This is a genomic window from Maribacter forsetii DSM 18668, assembly GCF_000744105.1.
In the GTDB taxonomy this organism is placed as follows: domain Bacteria; phylum Bacteroidota; class Bacteroidia; order Flavobacteriales; family Flavobacteriaceae; genus Maribacter; species Maribacter forsetii.
The window spans coordinates 953,182-972,878 of sequence record NZ_JQLH01000001.1 but is presented as its reverse complement, the minus strand read 5'-3'; the positions used below and the strand labels follow the sequence as shown (position 1 = coordinate 972,878).

Sequence of the window (19,697 nt, the reverse complement as noted above, 5' to 3'; positions counted from 1 at the left end):
AACAAATAATATTTAGCTCAATCCACCCACATGATTTCTATCGTAATCCAAACCTGATTTAGCTATTCCGTAAGCTTGTTTAATAAGTTTATTACAGACTGCGATCAAAGCCAATTTTTTGCTTTTACCTTTTAAGACTATCCTATCATATAATGCCTTGCATTGAGGGTTATGGATACATGCTGTAAAACTGCACAGAAAAAGATGGTTCCTCACTAGAGGATCTCCGGTTTTACTTATTCGGGACTTTCCTCGGATACTACTGCCCGAACTTCGCTCGTTAGGGGCAAGACCGAAATAGGAAGACAACTGCCGTGAACTTTCAAAATCCCGAAAACCGTTCGTGGAAACAATCAAGAGCATAGCGGTCTTTCTACCAACACCCGGTATAGTGTTCAATCTTGTATAAAGCTCCTGTTCGTTCGCACGTATCAATTTTTCGATCTCTGCCTCTAGCAAACCGATCTCTTTGTCCAGGCTCTTCAACTGACGGACGACGGAACGCATTAGCTTGCCCTTGCCACGTTTACTCGTGGACATGGCGTGAAGCGTATTTTTCAAAGCCGTGCGTTGCTTGAAATAAAGACGCACGACTCCTTGAAGGGTCTTGCTCTCCACAATATAATCAGGCTCTGGTGACCATAGCTCCATTGCCTGTTCTTCGCCATAGCGACAGATCATCTTGGCATCGCTCTTATCCGTTTTGACCTGGTTCAGTTTCATCTGTATAAAACGCTTGATGATCAAGGGGTTTATCACCGAAACACGTAAACCGTTATTGAAAAGGTCAATGGCAAGTTGGTGGTGATAGCATCCCGTAGCTTCCATTACGCACCAATGATCGGCGGTTATGCTCTTTCGGAACAACTTGAAACCATTTTCATCATTACAGTATTGGATATGGCCTCTCTTGGTATCATATACATCGAAAACATCTTTCGAGATGTCTATCCCCACAAAAATTGTACTTTTATTCATATCATTAAATTTTCAAAGAACAAACACTAATGCTATACATCATCCTAGAAACAGGTTCTTATGACCTAATGAACTGATCGTATTTGAATAGTAAAAGAGCAGGGATTTTCTTTGTTGACGGAATCTGAAGTTCCTAAACCTAAAATAACCTTACTCTGCTCTTTTGTTCTTTTGTTAAACTATAAAAGATAACAGATTACTAACTTAGGATGCCTATAATTAATGCGGGCTTAGGTTTAAACGCCAAGGTCTGTGTATATTTATGATGTCGCAAAATCTTATGGACTTTGCATTTGAACAAAAAAATTCGGCTAAGAACGCAGACGGAAATGAAAAAAATAGCAATTGGTTGCGGAATATTTTTAGTACTGGTCATTGGTACAGTTGCCCTATTGTTCTATATACTTACCAGACCTAAATACAGAGATATATCTCGTGAAAAACCGTTTACAGAGATCATAAATCAAAAATTAACTACGAAAAGACCAACGATAATTTTAAATTATGACATGCCTAGATATGAAGACTATAGTTATTATTTAGAAGATGGAAATGGTTTTGGAATGGACTCTGATTTAGAGACAATTGCAGAAATACCTACAGGTACAGAAGTAGTCTTAGATAAAATTGAAATACACTCCAATTGGGTAAGTGGTTCATCTACCATATATTTATTCGGTAATATTTATAGTGAAGAGAAACAAAAAAACTATGCTTTTCAGTATACTTGGGGCTATCACCATATGCTATATGAAGACAAACCATACTGGACGTTTGAGCTTGCTTTTTGGCAAGATGAACCATTGACTGAAAAATATTTTATCGATGTGCCATAATCGTTAGAGTTCTCCTTCACTATTTTATCGCACCAAATAGCAAGCAAAATTAAATTATTTTACCAATCGTTCGGTAATTAAAAAATATTCCTATATTTGCCTCATGAGACCGCAAAAAGTATTAGACGTAGAAATTTTAACAGGCTTGACTAAAGTATTTAGATCAAAAGGATATGAAGGTGCTAGCCTAAAAGATTTATCTGATGCAACGGGACTTAAAAAAGCTAGTCTATATCATCGTTTTCCTAACGGTAAGCAGGAAATGGCAGATGCCGTATTAAATCACCTAAATAGTTGGGTGACCGATAATGTATATCAGGCATTGCTTGATACCAATTTAAAACCCGAGACCAGATTAAAAAAAGGTTTATCCGAAATTGCAACACTCTACAATGGCGGTAATGAAACCTGCATTTTTAGGGCACTATCAATGCAAGCAGGTATTGAGCTATTTGAAGAACAAATTAAAAACGGTATGCAAGAATGGATTGCAACCTTTGTCAATATTGGTAAGGCATTAAATTTTAGTACCAAAGATGCAGAAGCAAAAGCCATTCAAGTATTAATAGAAATACAAGGCAGCTTAATTGTATCTAAAGGCATGGGTGATATCAAAATCTTTGAAACAGCGCTACTGCACATTGAAAACAAATATTTAAACACATAAAAAAATTTAATTAATCTATTTACCGAATGTTCGGTAATAAACACTTTCACTATGAAAAAATATCCATTACCTCCTTTTAATGAAGAAACTGCACTACAAAAAGTGCAAATGGCAGAAGATGCCTGGAACAGTCAAGATCCTGTAACCGTATCTATGGCATACACTGAAAATACAGAGTGGCGTAATAGAACCAGCTTTCTCAACGGTAGAAAAGAGGTTCAAAATTTTCTAGCCGATAAATGGAAAAACGAATTACACTACAAGCTCAAAAAAGAACTTTGGGGTTTTAGAAATAACAGAATAGCGGTTAGGTTTGAATATGAATTTCAAAATAAAAATGGACAATGGTTTAGAGCCTATGGTAACGAAAATTGGGAATTTGATGAGGACGGATTAATGCAAAAACGTTTTGCAAGTATTAATGATTTAGAAATAAAAGAGTCTGATAGAAAACTATAATAAAATGAATATGCGAACTCTTATATGCCTATTTGTAATGGCAACCTTGACTACATTTCAAACCAAATCACACACAAAAATCAATACAAAATATCACATAAAAAATAACTCTAAAATGACACAGATCACCTATAAAAAAATAGATATCAACGGCGTCAATATCGCCTATAGAGAAGCTGGTGACAACAACAATCCTACAATTGTTCTTTTACATGGTTTTCCATCCTCTTCTCATCAATACAGAAAAGTACTCGACCAATTATCAGATGAATATCATTTAATTGCTCCAGATTATCCAGGTTTTGGAAATAGCGATTTTCCAACTTCAACAGCCTACACGTACACTTTTGACAATATAGCAGCAACAATTGGTGCTTTTTTAATTGCTAAAGGAATAACTAAATACGCGTTGATGATGCAAGATTATGGAGCACCTATAGGTTTTAGAATTGCCACAGCCCACCCAGAAAGAGTAACGGCTATTATAAATCAAAATGGAAATGCTTATGAAGAAGGATTAGGAGATGCCTGGGGTGGTATAAGAGCTTTTTGGAAGAACAGAAACCCAGAAACCGAAAAAACAATTATACCGGCGTTTTCACTTGATGCCCTAAAATGGCAATATACACATGGAACTAGAAATCCTGAAAATGTAAATCCGGATACCTGGCATCTAGATTATCTTAGACTCTCTAGACCTAATGCCCATAAAGTAAATATGGATCTATTTTATGATTATCAAAATAATCTAAAACTTTACCCAAAGTGGCAACAATATCTAAGGGATAATCAACCACCTCTTTTAATTGTATGGGGAAAGAACGACGCTTACTTTCCTGAAAGCGGAGCTAATGCCTTTAAAAAAGATGTAAAGAACATTGACTACAATATTTATGATACTGGTCATTTTGCCTTAGAGGAAGATGGTAACGATATCATTTCAAAAATGAGATCCTTTATGATGAAAATTAAAAAGTAGAGGACTTCTATATACATTGAAGTATAAAGGGCGATTAATTTCTAACGTGAAATTAATCGCCCTTTATGCGTAATACAATACCAGCACACGCTAATACCTTTAATTGCTATTGCCTATTCACACTTCCAAATATTGTTAGAAGAAAATACCAAAAATGTAGCTATAATATTCATTTTCAACTACTTTTAAGCACTATTAACTTGTTAACATTTTCCACTAACCATGAAAACTATAAAACTATTTATCTACTGTATCTCACTAATCTATTGTAGTGAAATTTCCGCCCAATCTAAATGGGATATAAGTAATCAAGAAGACATAAAGGTATATACCCCTAGCGATTTAAAGAGTAATAAAATATTTAACGTGTACGCATATGGTCCCATAGAAGCTCCCAATGAAGATTTAAAAAATTGGGTTTTAGAAACAGCAAAAGACCAACAAAAAGAAATAGGTGCGCCTCTTAAAAAATGGATTGTAAAACCTGAAAAAGAGGATTACGGTATTACCAATAGTTACAAAGACAACAAAGGTGTTACCATGCAAGTCGCCTACCAGGGTGGTAAACTAAAAGATGGCCGTAATTTCTTTCTTAGACTTATAACATCGAACGATCTTATTACCGTTCTTAAATATGGCGCTAGGTTAGACGACCTATTGGTAGACATAAAAGCCGATATGGTAACTAGACAAACTACGGCAACCGGTAAAAAAAGTATTGCTTCTAACAACGTAAATACTGCACCTACCCAAACTACTACTAAAGAAGCTGTTATAAATGAAATATCCGAAACCTCATTATCACCAGGTAAAGCTCCCGATGGGTTGGTAGAACTAAGAGGTCTACTGGGAACAGGCATGCAATCTACTGGCATGGTGGGTACCACAAGTAATGTCATAGCCCTATTTAAAGATGGAACGTTTACAAGTGATATAGGGTACACCTTTTCTGCAGGTGTTGCGGCATCTAAAAGAAAAAACCCTAAAAACTGGGGTCAATGGAGAATGCGCAATAACGAGTTAGAATTAAAAGAATATGACCAAGCGCAATTTGAAGAAGCTAGCGATTGGCTCACCGAACCCGCTTCTAAAGACTTAAAACTTAATGGTTGCTATGGGAATATCACCTCTTCCAGCTACAGTGGTTATGGCGGTGGTAGTACTGTTGGTAATGCTAGCTCTTGGTGTTTTAAATCTAATGGTCGCTTTTCACATTCCAAAACAGGTTTTGCGAATGCAACTGGTGATGTCAGAGGTTCTACATCTTCCAATAAAAAATCGGGCGGTAAATATTACCTATCAGATTATACAGCTAGGTTTATTTACGACGACGGTACTGAAGTCACTACTTCTTTTTGTTTTTTAAATAAGAAAAAAACACATATTGCAATTAATGGAAAGCGATTAATGGGTAAATAAAAGACGAACATTATAATGCCATTATTCAAACAAACCATAGAATTATAATGAAACTTATTCCCTCAGCAAAATTAGATATGACCACCTCTCTTTCTATAGAAGAATTAGAAGAATACTTGAGAGAAAACATTCAACAAAACAGAAATTATAGAATTGGATCAATAAACAAATTGAACAAGTATTTTGTAGGTACCGTCTTCCCTGACCATTTTAAATGCAAAAAATTTACATACCAGCAAAATTCATTTTTACCTCAGGTAACGGGTATATTTCTAGAAGCACCCCAAGGGACCAAAGTAAAGATCAATCTAAAGGTAGATTCATTTGTAACTATATTTTTATACCTGTTCATTGCAGTAATTTTCTGTGTATTTCTTGTTACACTTTTTATGGTAACCACCCAAGATAGTGCGCTATATATTGCATTGATTCCCTTAGCTATTTTAATCATATTTATGGCATTGCCCCATATAGGATTCCATCTAGAAAAAGAACACACCATTTCAGAACTTAAGAAAATATTGTCCGCATACCCACATGGACAATGACATTAGAACCAATAATTAAAGTAAGACTTCTTAATAATTTAATTGGGAACTGATGACGACATAAAACCAAAGTAGTTTGCCTTAAACTAAAAAACGCCAAATAAATACTATTTGGCGTTTCTTGATTTTTACTACTAATAATTTGTAGCTACGGTTATTTCATCTCGTAAATAGCAATAGTACTAGATACTTCATGAGTTGCGATCATTAAATAATTTCCTGTAGGACTATCATCCTTATCCACAACAATTAACCCTTCTGGTGAAATATCTTCGGCATCATAGATCCAAGTAACAAAAACAGGGTTATAAGGATTGGTTACATTGTAAGCTAAAATTCCACTAGTTCTTTCCAAACTAACGAACAACAACGTTTCTTCTCCTACTTTTAAGGTTTTTACAGATTCTGGCTCGGCACCTTTATCATCTGACCTGCCATCTACTTCACCTTCATCCTGGTTGAATATAGATGGTGCCAAAGCCAATATTCTTCGTGCTATCTCAGAACCGGAATCAAACACTAATTGTCCGTTCCTATCCCAAATTGAAAAAGAGCGCGCACCGTATGAATAGATTTGCTCATATAATCCGTCATTATCTTCGTCTCCGTTTGCAGTTGTCGTTTTTAATCGACCTAAATGTTCATCTGCTTGCAATACTTCAAAATCAGGATAAAAAGCAGGGTCTAAATCCAAATCCTTAACCCGTACCTCTTCAGAATAACCGTCATAGTCTCTTGAATCACCTTCATTGGCAGAAACAATAAAACCGTTTCCATTAGCTGTGAAGTAATCTATTGCATCTGGCATATAAAAACCTAAAACATTCCAGTTTGCCAAATTTCCAGCAATACCGTCTCTATTAGAGGCGTCTATCTCATTACCAGATACATTATGATTCTTTGTTCCCAAACCTACCAGACCGGTGATGGTTTTAGACGTAAGATCAACTATTGCCATACCATTATTTTCTTGCAAGCCAATATAAGCGGTGCTAGAATCGTCCGATATTGTAACATATTCCGGCTCCACATCTTGTACAAATGAAGAAGCACCGTCATTACCAAATACTCTAAATCCGTTACCAGGATTCATCTGTCCGGCAAAAGAAATTTGCGTTGCAGTTTCCGTAGCCACTTCAATTACCGTTATTGAACCTTCTGGATCAACCGTATAATCATCGTTTGGCTCACCTTCATTGGCAGCAACGATATATTCCCCATCAGGAGAGAAAGCAACCATATCTGGCAACGCTCCTGCTACATAAGACTTGATTAAAATTTGCGAGTCAGTGTCATAGGTATCAACAGTACCCTCTAATTGTTTATCGCTATTTTCAACGGCAATTGCCAAAATACCATTATGAACAGCAACAGAATTAGGACTACCCGTTAATGCGATAGAAGCACCTTTTACAGGGTTTGTAGCATCTGTTAAATCTAGTACCGAAATTTCATCCTCTTCAGGATTTACTATGAACAATTTGTTGGTAACGGCATCAAAAGCAGATATTTCTGCAAAAGCTTCGTCATTACCATTGGTGAACGTTCCTATTTTAGAGAAACTAAGTTGATCAATGGTTATTGGAAATTCAACATCCATACCATCGGCTCCGTCAGCACCGTCAACACCATCGGCGCCATCTACCCCGTCCACTCCATCAACACCGTCCATTCCATCAATACCATCATCGGCACAAGAGGTACATAAAATAGAAATTCCAAGAATTGCTACACAAAAAGGTCGTAATACATTTTTCATTTTAATACAGTTTGGTTTTAAATATCAAAACAAAAAGATCAATGTAAAGTTGGGGTTAATTGCATTGTAAATAATTATTATAAAGATGTTAAATTAAAAATACAGATTTGTAAATATCTATATAACAGAAACATAAACCTTCTGTAATTCAAAAAAACAATACACAACAAAAATGATACGATTAAAGTGAAACAAACCTATGAGCCTAACCCAAAAGTATATTACACTCATTTATCATTGCATATAAAATTACCTTGGCACAGTTTTGTATTGTAATTTTACTATGATGGAAAAACTATATTTAATTCTAATCCTATTTATGTCCGTACAATTTGGTAGCGCCCAACAGAACAATTCTTACAATCAACTTTGGAAACAAGTTGAGAATTTTGAAGATGGGAACCTTTCCAAATCGGCATTAAAGCAAACGGAAGCCATATTTAAAAAGGCAAAAAATGAAAATAATGAGGTACAGACTATAAAAGCCCTTCTTTATAAATCTGGCTTTATCAACAGGCTTGAAGAAGATTCTAAATTAAAGATCGTTAATGATTTCAGACATGAAATAGCAACTGCAGATGGTGCCACAAAAAACATTCTCCATAGTCATTTAGCAAATTTATACTGGCAATACTACCAGCAAAATAGGTATCGATTCAACAATAGAACCAAGACAGCCGTTAAGGTTGATTCGTTAGATTTTAGAACCTGGGATCTAGATACGTTATTTAAAGAAATAAATCATCATTTTACCGCCTCTTTAGAAAGCGCTGGCATTACACAACAACTTCCTATTTCAGATTTTGATGCAATTCTAGAAAAGAATGAAGAAAACAGAAAGTACAGACCTACGTTGTTTGACGTTCTTGCACATAACGCTTTACAATTTTACACGACCAGCGAAAATAGCATTAACAAACCCGCAGATTCTTTTGAGATTGACAACGAAGCTATTTTATGCGAGGCATATACTGCCAGTTTCTTAAATTTTGATGATAGACAAAACCTATCATTACAATCTAGAGCACTTGAAATTTATCAAAAATTAGTAGCATTTCATTTTGGCAACCCAGATATGAGTCCGTTAGTATTGGTAGATATAGAGCGTCTACGCTTTATTCACCAAAACGCGACATTTGACAATAAGGACGATTTATACTTAGAAGTACTTAAAAATTCATCTGAAAACATAAAACATAGTCCGTTATCCGGTTTATACACCTTTGAAATTGCACTACAGCACCAAAAATTGGGACTCACCTATTCCCCTAAAAAGAATGAAGAACACCAATGGAAGTTAAAAGAAGCCATTGCACTTTGTGATGATGTAATTGCGAGATTCCCTAAAAGTTTAGGGGCGCAAAAAAGCGAGGTTTTGAAAGCAAAGATTCAAGACCACAGCGTGCAGTTAACTACTGAACAGCACATTCCCAAAAATACGATCAGTAAACTTTTGGTTCAATACAAGAACGTTGAAAGTTTACATCTACACGCCTATAAAATCACTCAAAATCAACTATCAAAACTAGAAGAAATTTATCCCGATAGTAAAAAGAAATCGTTTATTAAAAATCTTCCTATTGCTAAAACTTGGTCTGCACAGTTAAAGACCGAGAATGATTATCAATCGCACAGCACAGAAATTATAGTGCCATCACTAGAAAACGGAAGTTATATTTTAACCGCTGAATCTAATGATGAAAAAATAGATGTATTCAATTATACTACCATTCAAGCAACAGATGTGGCTGTTATTGAATCTCAAACCAACACACTGCAACAATACCAGATCATAGACCGAAACAGCGGCAAACCAATTACTGGTGCAGAGGTTATTTTAAGTTATAGAAAAAACTATAAAGATGCACTAAAACGAGCATCTTACACTACAGACAAAAAAGGTTTTATAACCATTGAAAAAAGTAAAGAAAACTGGAACAACATTAACATTACGGTTAAGACTAAAAGTGACAAAGCCCATTTTGGCGAATACTACGTGAACCGAAATTATGCTCAAAACAATGAACAAATCAACTACTCATGCTTTTTGTTTACGGACAGAAGTATTTACAGACCAGGTCAGCCGGTATATTTTAAAGGTATTGCTATTAGCCAAGATAAAGGTGTTTCTAAAGTTTTAGAAAACGCTAAAATTAAAGTTACGCTCGCAGATGTTAACGGACAAGAATTAGAGACCCTTTCATTGACAACTAATGATTATGGTTCTATTTCGGGTGAATTTATACTACCAAACTCCGGACTCACAGGGCAATTTTCCATTCGAACTTCTTCAACTAAATATCGTTTGAACGGGTATACCGGTATTTCAGTTGAGGAGTATAAACGACCTAAATTCGAAACTAATTTTGAACCTGTATCAGACACTTTTAAAGTAAACGATAGTATAACCGTAACCGGTAAAGCAACAGCCTATGCAGGCAGTTCCATCTCAGATGCAAAAGTAGTTTACCGTGTAAAAAGAGTGGTGAATTTACCAAGATGGTATTATTGGTTCAGACCTCATTTTAATGGCTCTTCTCAAGAAATTGTACAGGGAGAAACTATTACGGATGCAGCAGGAAACTATAAAATCACCTTTAAGGCTATTCCAGACAATAGTGTTGAAAAAGAGAACTTGCCCACGTTTAATTATGAAGTTACGGCAGATGTAACTGATATAAATGGAGAAACACGCAGTACTACAACCACTGTCAACGTTGGCTATCACGCAATGGACGTAAGATTGCTAGTACCCAATGCTGTAGACAAGACCCAGAAAAACGCAAGCTTTAATATTACGAGCAAAAATTTAAACGGACAATCTGTTTTTGCCACCGGTGAAGTAAAATTGTACAAACTACAAGCACCTGATCATGTTCTTAGACCAAGACCTTGGCCAGCACCTGACTATTCCGGTTTTTCAAAAGAAGAATTTAAAAAGTTATATCCGCATGACGCTTTTGAAGACGAAGATAATTCTGCCAATTGGCAGAAAGGCAAAATGGTTTGGCAATCTAAATTTGACACTGAAAATTCTAATGAAATCAGTTTTGGGAAAATCAAAAATTGGGAGTCTGGAAAATATAGAATGGAACTCTTCTCAAAAGATAAATTTGGGCAAGCAGTAAAGGATATTGCCGTTTTTTCCATTACGGACGATGAGCAAACCCTAGCCGATAACCAATTACTTTATGTAAAAACGGATAAGGAACAGTATACAATTGGTGACAAGGCACAAATCACCTTTTTTTCTAGCGCAAAAAATCTGAACGTCACAGTAATTGTTGAAAAAGACCAGAAGATTTTTGAAGAAAAGGTACTAACGCTAAACGACAATTCTAAAACAATAACAGTACCTGTTACCAAAGATGATTTGGGTGGCTTTGCTATCACCTACAGCTATGCGTTTGCCAATCATTTTGATGAAAATACCGTGAACCTGCTTGTTCCCTACCCTTCTAGCGATTTGCAAATAGAAACTATAAGCTTTAGAGACAAAATAGCGCCTGGTGTTGATGAAACTTGGTCTTTCAAAATCAAAGGTCCTAAAGGTGAAAAAGTCAGCGCAGAACTATTGGCGAGCATGTATGATGCTTCTCTAGATCAATTTAGAGCTCATTCCTGGAACTTTAACCCTATAAGCCAGCCTCATTATTATTCTCGAAGAAGAACTAACGCTCATTACAGTTTTTCCACCAGCAGCTTCTATACATTTTCGAATTATATAGACATGAGTTATCCAAGTTTAAATTTTGATTCTTTCGATTCGTTCGGGTTAGATTTTCATACATATGGAAATTTCTATGAATCGCCCTCTATGTATACAAGATCTTCAGCACCCTTGAGAAAATCTATGATGGCTGATGGTGCAGAATTAGAAGAAGCAGTAATGCTTGAAGATTCTGATGCAAGTATAGAAAGTAAATTAGAAGGCAGAGCTGCAGGTATTGAAATTACCGAAACTGCAACAGAACCAGAGACAGACAATGAAGATTTTGGTTCGGTTAGCATTCGTAAAAACCTTCAAGAGACCGCTTTTTTCTTTCCGAAATTACAGACCGATAAAGAAGGAAATGTAAGTTTCAATTTCACTACTCCCGAAGCATTGACCCGTTGGAATTTACAACTCTTGGCACATACCAAAAATTTGAAAAGCACGATAACCAACCTATCTACGGTAACCCAAAAAGAATTGATGGTAATCCCAAATGCACCACGGTTTTTACGTGAGGGTGATGAGATTATAATTAGCACTAAAATTTCTAACCTTACTGAAAAGCTACTTTCCGGTCAGGCTAAATTAGAATTGACAGATGCGGTAACTGGCATAGATATTTCAAAACAATTGTTAGCTGTTTCCAATGCACTAGATACATCATCTTTTGAAGTTAATGCTATGGGGAATACCCAATTATCATGGAAATTGAATATTCCTGAAGATTTACAATCCGTTCAATATAAAATCATTGCAAAAGCAGGTGATTTCTCTGATGGCGAACAAAACATGCTGCCTGTATTATCAAACAGAACTTTGGTAACGGAAACATTACCTATGTGGATTCGTAGCAATCAGACCAAGACGTTTACCCTAGACAAGTTAAGGAACACCTCATCGACTACGCTGAAACACCATAAGCTGACTTTAGAAATGACATCTAACCCAGCTTGGTATGCAGTACAGGCATTACCCTACTTAATGGAGTACCCATACGATTGTAACGAGCAGACATTCTCAAGATATTACGCAAACACCTTGGCTAGTCATATTGCGAACAGTAACCCAAGAATTCGTGAAGTGTTTGATCAATGGGCAAATTCAGATGCGTTATTAAACAACCTAGAAAAGAACGAGGAATTAAAATCGCTGTTAATTCAAGAAACACCATGGTTACGCGATGCACAATCTGAAACCGAGCAAAAGAAAAGAATCGGTTTGTTGTTCAATTTGAATAAGATGAAAAACGAGCAACAATCAGCCATGAACAAGCTGGCTCAAAATCAGAATTCAAGTGGAGCTTGGTCATGGTTCAATGGTGGTCCAGATAATAGATACATTACCCAACATATTATTTCGGGTATGGGGCATTTGAATCATTTAATCACTTCAGCCACGCTCAACAACCAAAATTCATCAACTTCGTTCAACTCTCAATCTGATATGATTGAAGAAGCAATTTCATATTTAGATGCTGAGTTTGTGAAAGAGTACGAGCAAATGAAGAAATACACATCGAATATAAACGATGATCATTTAAGTGCAAACCAGGTGCATTATTTATATATGCGCAGTTTTTTTCCAGAAATTAAAACCTCTAAAAAAGTAGATGAGATAACCGCGTATTATTTAAAGCAATCTCAGAAATATTGGAAAAAAAGAGGTTTATATACACAAGGAATGTTAGCCTTGGTTTTACACCGAAAAGACGATGTAAAAACATCTGTCAAAATTCTACGCGCTTTAGAAGAAAATAGTATCACTAGCGATGAATTGGGTATGTATTGGAAAAGCAATACCAGCTCATGGTTTTGGTATCAAGCACCTATAGAAACACAAGCTTTGTTAATTGAAGCTTTCTCTGAAATCCGCCCTGCGGATATTGAGACGGTGGATAATCTTAAAATATGGTTACTAAAAAATAAGCAGACCAATCAATGGAGCACTACTAAAGCAACAACCGAAGCGGTTTACGCTTTATTATTACAAGGTAGCGAGTGGTTATCAGTTACAGACGCAGTCGAAGTTTTAATTGGCGATAAAAAGATTGATCCTTCTACCTTAGAAGATGTAAAAGTCGAAGCAGGAACAGGCTACTTTAAAACTTCTTGGAATACTGCTGAGATTCAACCAAAAATGGGTGAAGTACAAATCAGTAAAAAAGGCGACGGTATTGCTTGGGGAGCTTTGTACTGGCAATATTTTGAAGATTTGGACAAAATTACAAGTGCCGAGACTCCGTTGAAATTAAAGAAAAAAATCTTTTTGAAAAAGAATACGGATTCCGGCGAAGTGATTTCTGAAGTGACCGATAATACCAATTTAAAAGTGGGTGACTTGGTTAAGATAAGAATTGAATTGAGATCCGATAGAGATATGGAATTCATACACATGAAAGATATGCGTGCTGCCGGTTTTGAACCTGTAAACGTAATTTCAAGATACAAGTGGCAAGACGGCTTAGGATATTACGAAAGCACTAAAGATGCTAGCACCAATTTCTTCTTCGACTATTTACCAAAAGGAGTTTATGTATTTGAATATGATGTACGTGTAAATAACGCTGGTGATTTCAGTAATGGCATTACTACCATACAAAGTATGTATGCACCAGAATTTAGTAGTCATAGTGAAGGAGTTCGAGTTTCTGTAGAGAATTAACGTCATTACAAACAAAGTGAAGTAATCTGTTTATGGGCTGACCAAAAACTCACTCATAACCAATAACAGACAGATTGCTTCGTCGCGAAAAAGCTCTTCGCAAAGACGTTTTAAAATAGACTGAACGTCATTACGAACGCAGTGACGTAATCTGCTTGTGGGCTGACCAAAAACTCACCCACAACTAATGATAAACATATTGCCACGTCGGGAAAATGCTCCTCGCAAGGACGAAATAGCACAAAAAAAGGGCGCTACAATGTAGCGCCCTTTTCGTCTTTTATTAAAAAATAATCTACCAAATATGTACTCTTTTTTCAGGAGCTAAATACATGTCATCACCTTCTTTGATATCAAAAGCATCGTAAAACGCTTGAATGTTCAATAAAGGTTGTGTTGCTCTAACCATACCTGGAGAGTGTGGATCAGTTTTGATCTGTGTTCTTAAAGCCTCATCTCTACTTTTAGTTCTCCAAACTGTAGCCCAAGACATAAAGAAACGTTGCTCAGCAGTAAAACCATCAATATCTTCAGGACGACCGTTTTCAGCGTAGTATTTCTGAAGTCCGTCATAAGCACCTAACAATCCGCCTAAGTCACCTATATTCTCCCCTAATGTGAATTTACCGTTTACATAAACTTCGGGCAATACCATTACGCTATCATACTGTACAGCTAAAGCATCAGCTCTTTCAGTAAAAGCAGCTAAATCAGCATCTGTCCACCAGTTTTTAAGATTTCCATCAGCATCGAAACGAGAACCGCTATCATCAAAAGCATGAGAGATTTCATGACCTATTACAGCACCAATTCCACCATAATTTACAGCTTCATCAGCAGTATAGTTATAGAAAGGAGGTTGTAAGATTGCAGCAGGAAAAACAATCTCATTGTTCAACGGATTAAAATAGGCATTTACGGTCTGTGGAGACATTCCCCATTCCGTTTTATCAACAGGCTCACCAATTTCAGAGTAGTTCTTTAACTCTCCCCATTTGTTAACAGCAGTCATATTTTCAAAGTAAGACTTGTCTGCAGAAACTTCCATAGTAGAATAATCTTCCCACTTATCTGGGTAAGCAATCTTAACAGTGAATTTATCTAACTTTTCAATTGCTTTGGTTTTTGTAGAATCGCTCATCCAATCCAAAACAGAAATACGTTCCTTAAAAGCGTCGATTACATTCGCAATCATTAACTCAGCTTTAGCCTTTGCTTCTGGCGGAAACTTAGCGTCTACATACAATTGACCTAAAGCCTCACCAACAGTACCGTTTACTGTTGCCAATGCACGCTCATCTGCAGCACGTTGTTCTTTTGCTCCTCTAAGGTATTTACTATAAAATTCCCAATCTGCAGTTTCAATTTCAGTTGTTAATTTTCCTGCAGCACTATTAAAGGTATCCCATCTTACCAAAGTTTTGATATCTTCAATCGGTGTTGTTTTTAAGAACTTGTCCAACGTTTCGGTATATCTTAATTGAGTAACCAAAAGTGTATCAAATTTTTTAGCTATCCCTAAATCAGAGATAAGTTTTTTCATGTCAATAGTAGACATCATTTTATCTACCTCAGCAATTGTTCTTGGGTTATTGTAGTTTCTAGCATCTCTACGCTCTACTTTATTTAAACGAGGTTCTGCCAATTGCGTTTCTAGCGCTAGAATTTTATCTGCAGCTTTAGTTGCATCAGCTTCAGAATCACCTAATTTCTGCAACATTTTAGATACGTGTTTTTTATACTCTTCACGTATTTCAACAGACTTCTCATCTTCTTCTAAATAGAAATCACGATCAGGTAAACCTAATCCGTTAGCACCTAAATACACAGCGTTCATACTACTGTTATTTAAATCTGCACCAGCACCAATATTTAAGAAAGGAGAAGATACAGCAGCATTGGTTGCCAATACGGTTTGCAAATCTTTTAAATTCTTTACCGAAGCAATTGCTTCAAATGCCGAATTCAACGGAGTAATACCCGCTTTGTTTCTAGCAGCAGTATCTAACTTAGTATCAAAAATTGCCAAAGCCTTCGCCTGATCGGTATCTGCAGCGTAGTTACCACTTTCTTTTGCAGTAGCTAATATTTTTAAAACATCGTCGTCAGTAGATTTACGAAGTACACTGAAACCACCCCAGCTAGTTCTATCATCAGGAATTTCGGTAAACTTCATCCAGTTTCCGTTCACGTAGTTATAAAAATCTGACTTTGGGTTTTGAGTAGTATCCATGTTCGATAGAACGATACCTGGTATTGTTTCTACTTCTGCAGTAGGTTTCGCTTCCTCCTTACAAGAAGCTAAGGCTACCAAACCGGCAGCTAGAAAATAAATCTTTTTCATTTTGTGTGAGTTAGTTTTTAACGTGTCAGACTATATGACGCTCGTTTTGAGTTTTGTTACAAAAATAACAGGATTTTATTTTAAGCAGGTTTATTTCACTATCAATTTAGAACATTAACATTTGAAATAGAGTTGGTTACTCACTAAATACCGGTTAAAAAACTTAAGAATACCATGTTAACTCATTGAAAGTACCGCTTCACTCATTATCTATTTTAAAAGACCCCGTTCCATTTTACTTTAGGGGGTATAGATATAAAACCAAAATAATATGAAAAGCACATTAACAATTGACGTAAAAGAACCTTGCAAAGAAAAATTCAGTAATTTTAGTAAAACCGAAAAAGGAGGTTTTTGCCAAAGCTGTGAAAAAGAGGTTATTGATTTCACCAATTTTTCTGATAACGAACTTATAAATTATTTGAGCCAAGGAAATAAGAAAGCTTGCGGAATGTTCAAGGCATCACAATTAAAAACATATGAAACCAACTCTTTACATACTATGAATAATTCTATGTTACATAAAGGAATTGCAATGATGAGTTTTTCTCTGCTAGCCCTATGCGCTACTGAAGTTAAAGGTCAAGAAACCGCCAGTATAGAACCACCTATTGAAGTAGTTTCTACAGATATTATAGGCGATATTTCATATGTTGAAATTGTACAAGAAAAACACACCGTAACCGGCACTATAGTAGACGAAAACAATGAGCCATTACCTGGGGTAAATGTTGTATTAAAAGGAACTACAGTAGGTACACAGACAGATTTTGATGGTAAATTTGAATTTCCTCAACAGCTAGAAGAGAATGACATTCTAGTACTTAGTTTTATAGGATATGAAACCAAAACGTACAAAGTTGCAGCAAACGGCAGTGCTAAAATAGATATCAATATTACATTCGACACCTACGATGTTGAGCTTATGGGCGAGGTTATAATTGGCGGAGCTTATACGAGCAAAAGAAATATTTTTCAGAAGATCGGGGATATTTTTAAATAATGAGAAACCTTGTTCTACTATTTACGCTCTTATTTTCAATAACGAGCTTTGCTCAACGTGCAGATTTTCAAGAAATTGATTTTACAAAAGCGGACAGCATTGCTCATTATTATAAGGATGCGAGCCTTAAAAACCTACCGGTACTAACCCATAATTTAACCGCCTCATTAAAAACCGATGTTGAAAAATTTAGGGCAATATACACCTGGGTCAGTTCTAACATTGCCAATGATTATTCTTCCTATCTAAAAATAAGCTCAAAGAGAAAAAGACTTGCCAAAGACCGAGAAGCCTTTTTAGAATGGAACACAAGTATTACACCTAAAATCTTTAAAAGTTTATTAGAAGACCGAAAAACTGCCTGTACGGGTTATGCGTATCTGGTAAAGGAAATGGCAAATTTGACAGGATTTAATTGTGATATTATCGATGGCTATGGACGTACACCTACCTTACTTTTAAAAGAGGATAGCGCACCCAATCATTCTTGGAATAGGGTTCAGATAAATGATAAGTGGTATCTGTGCGATGCTACTTGGTCTGCCGGAGAAACTATAGTTGTTAATGGCACTCCGTTTTTTCAGCAAGACTATTTCGACGGCTATTTTTTAGCTGATCCAAAATTATTTGCAAAAAATCATTTCCCGATCAACAACGATGAAAATCAAGATTTGAAAACGGATGCATTCAAAGACTACGTTGCAGGACCTGTTATTTACAAAGAAGCGTTTTTAGCACCGCTAATTCCTATTGCTCCGGCAGTAATGCATAACAACATTAAAAAAGGCGCATCTGTAACTTTTACATTACAAGTGCCAAAAGAATATAATGAAGACATTCAACTTTTATTGAATAAAGGAGGTAGTCAAAAGAAAGGTAATCCAATTATCAATAGAGAAGAAAATGAAGTTCATCTAGAACAAAAATTTGATAAGAAAGGACTTTATGACGTTCATATTTCAGTCGAAAATCAACTAATTGCTACTTACGTAATTAAGGTAAAATAGTATTATTCTGGTGGATACTTACTAAAGATCTTATCAATCACAGCTTGAATCTTTTCTGATTTTTCTTGTGGCGTATCGCCCTCACGAAATGGACTTTCGCTAATGGCTTGCCAAATAAGCATGTCTTTGTTAGAATCTACAAAATCTATTTGAAGCTCTCTTGTCATTTTTGGTCCTCCAACGGGAATACCTATTGACACTCCACCACCAATACCTCTGTTACCACCACCAAGACCTACACCTACATTATTACCGGACTGTGATTTAAATACTGCACTTTTAATATTTATAAACATGTCAGGCTCTTCAGCGAACATAAATCCTTTTTCGCCCAAAGTAGCATCTAAGGCATCCATCAACCTTTTCTCGTCTAATTCACTTAGACCAGTTTCCATATCACCAAAATAGTTATAGGTAGAATAGGCTGTAAAATCGGTCTGATCATCGTAATCATAATTGACCCTCGCTGATCCGCAAGAAGTTAAAACTAGTAGTACAACACTAAAAAAAAGGATTCTCATGATATTGCATTTTCTTAAATTTAAAGAAAATAAAAGAGTAATATATGTTTTTGAGAAGGTATTCGACTAAGCGTTATACTTAAACTTCCTATACTCCTATTCTTTCTTATCAACAGACGTGGTAAGCGCTGAAGAAATTATTCCTGTAGGAATAGCTACGACTCCTAAACCAATCATTAAAATAAAAAAAGTAAAAACTTTACCGCCAACTGTAATGGGATAAACATCTCCATAGCCAACAGTAGTTAGTGTAATAATTGCCCACCAAAGACTATCAAAAATAGATGCAAAATGCTCAGGCTGAGCTTCATTTTCAAAATAGTAAATACCTACAGAAGCAAAATAAATTAATATTAAAGTAACAAATAAGAACAGAAGTATTTCTTCTTTTGCCGTACTAATTGCTGCTGTAAAACGCTTAATAGCTTTATTATATCGCATTAGTTTAAGAATACGGAATAATCTTAAAAAGCGTAACGCCCTAAGAGATCTTAAATCAACCCCTAGTGCTAAATAAAAAGGTAGTATTGCTAAAAAATCAATTATTCCGAAAAAACTAAATATAAATTTATGTTTGGTATCTGCAACATAAATACGAAGCAAGTATTCTATGGTAAAGACTACCACACAGAATATTTCAATTACTCTTAAAAGTTTTCTGGTATTGGGCTCTAAATCTGGTACTGTTTCAAATGAAAAAGCAACAATAGAAATGAAGATTAAAATCTGAATGAAATAAGCAAAAATTCTGCTTTTTCTATTATCATTTATTTCAACAATATTTTTAAGGTATTGTTTCAT

General features: G+C 35.7%; 14 protein-coding genes. 9 read left to right on the top strand and 5 right to left on the bottom strand.

Features of this window, described 5'->3' with window-relative positions; all coding sequences use genetic code 11:
* Window positions 1-12 precede the first annotated feature (12 nt).
* A complete protein-coding gene (locus P177_RS04030) occupies window positions 13-978 on the bottom strand; it encodes an IS110 family RNA-guided transposase (protein WP_036152070.1) in 966 nt (321 codons plus the stop codon).
* Between the two features lie 329 nt (window positions 979-1,307).
* On the opposite strand from P177_RS04030, the gene P177_RS04025 reads away from it, so the two are divergent.
* The 6 genes from P177_RS04025 to P177_RS04000 all read left to right on the top strand — a co-directional run bounded on the left by P177_RS04025 (window position 1,308) and on the right by P177_RS04000 (window position 5,886).
* Window positions 1,308-1,814: a hypothetical protein gene (locus P177_RS04025; protein WP_036152069.1), complete on the top strand. Its 507-nt coding sequence runs from the start codon at window positions 1,308-1,310 to the stop codon at window positions 1,812-1,814.
* Between the two features lie 103 nt (window positions 1,815-1,917).
* Complete coding sequence (locus P177_RS04020) at window positions 1,918-2,481, top strand: TetR/AcrR family transcriptional regulator (RefSeq protein WP_036152068.1); 564 nt, start codon at window positions 1,918-1,920, stop codon at window positions 2,479-2,481.
* 51 nt (window positions 2,482-2,532) lie between these two features.
* Window positions 2,533-2,940 carry a nuclear transport factor 2 family protein gene (locus P177_RS04015; RefSeq protein ID WP_036152067.1) on the top strand — a complete coding sequence of 136 codons (408 nt, stop codon included), beginning with the start codon at window positions 2,533-2,535 and terminating at the stop codon, window positions 2,938-2,940.
* A 115-nt stretch (window positions 2,941-3,055) separates the two neighbouring features.
* Window positions 3,056-3,919 carry an alpha/beta fold hydrolase gene (locus P177_RS04010; RefSeq protein ID WP_036157766.1) on the top strand — a complete coding sequence of 288 codons (864 nt, stop codon included), beginning with the start codon at window positions 3,056-3,058 and terminating at the stop codon, window positions 3,917-3,919.
* 222 nt (window positions 3,920-4,141) lie between these two features.
* The gene (locus P177_RS04005; protein ID WP_036152065.1) at window positions 4,142-5,338 is read left to right on the top strand and encodes a hypothetical protein; all 1,197 of its coding nucleotides are present in this window, start codon (window positions 4,142-4,144) and stop codon (window positions 5,336-5,338) included.
* 47 nt (window positions 5,339-5,385) lie between these two features.
* Entirely contained in the window at window positions 5,386-5,886 is a 501-nt protein-coding gene (locus tag P177_RS04000) for a hypothetical protein (protein WP_036152063.1), read from the top strand.
* A 154-nt stretch (window positions 5,887-6,040) separates the two neighbouring features.
* Here the strand turns inward: P177_RS04000 and P177_RS03995 are convergent, their stop codons facing one another.
* Window positions 6,041-7,645 (bottom strand): choice-of-anchor I family protein, encoded by a 1,605-nt coding sequence (locus P177_RS03995; RefSeq protein WP_036152061.1) that lies wholly within the window; start codon window positions 7,643-7,645, stop codon window positions 6,041-6,043.
* Window positions 7,646-7,931: 286 nt separating this feature from the next.
* On the opposite strand from P177_RS03995, the gene P177_RS03990 reads away from it, so the two are divergent.
* Window positions 7,932-14,021 (top strand): alpha-2-macroglobulin family protein, encoded by a 6,090-nt coding sequence (locus P177_RS03990; RefSeq protein ID WP_036152059.1) that lies wholly within the window; start codon window positions 7,932-7,934, stop codon window positions 14,019-14,021.
* Window positions 14,022-14,316: 295 nt separating this feature from the next.
* Here P177_RS03990 and P177_RS03985 read toward each other — a convergent pair whose 3' ends face one another.
* Window positions 14,317-16,365 (bottom strand): M13 family metallopeptidase, encoded by a 2,049-nt coding sequence (locus P177_RS03985; protein ID WP_036152057.1) that lies wholly within the window; start codon window positions 16,363-16,365, stop codon window positions 14,317-14,319.
* Between the two features lie 271 nt (window positions 16,366-16,636).
* On the opposite strand from P177_RS03985, the gene P177_RS20325 reads away from it, so the two are divergent.
* Window positions 16,637-17,368, top strand: a complete 732-nt coding sequence (locus P177_RS20325) for a carboxypeptidase-like regulatory domain-containing protein (RefSeq protein WP_036152055.1) — start codon at window positions 16,637-16,639, stop codon at window positions 17,366-17,368.
* Window positions 17,368-18,375, top strand: a complete 1,008-nt coding sequence (locus tag P177_RS03975) for a transglutaminase domain-containing protein (protein ID WP_036152053.1) — start codon at window positions 17,368-17,370, stop codon at window positions 18,373-18,375. The genes P177_RS20325 and P177_RS03975 overlap by 1 nt, the downstream gene beginning before the upstream one ends.
* A 2-nt stretch (window positions 18,376-18,377) precedes the next feature.
* Here P177_RS03975 and P177_RS03970 read toward each other — a convergent pair whose 3' ends face one another.
* Together P177_RS03970 and P177_RS03965 are read right to left on the bottom strand one after the other, a co-directional pair.
* Entirely contained in the window at window positions 18,378-18,896 is a 519-nt protein-coding gene (locus tag P177_RS03970) for a DUF4136 domain-containing protein (protein ID WP_036152051.1), read from the bottom strand.
* 96 nt (window positions 18,897-18,992) lie between these two features.
* Entirely contained in the window at window positions 18,993-19,697 is a 705-nt protein-coding gene (locus tag P177_RS03965; protein WP_036152049.1) for an ion transporter, read from the bottom strand.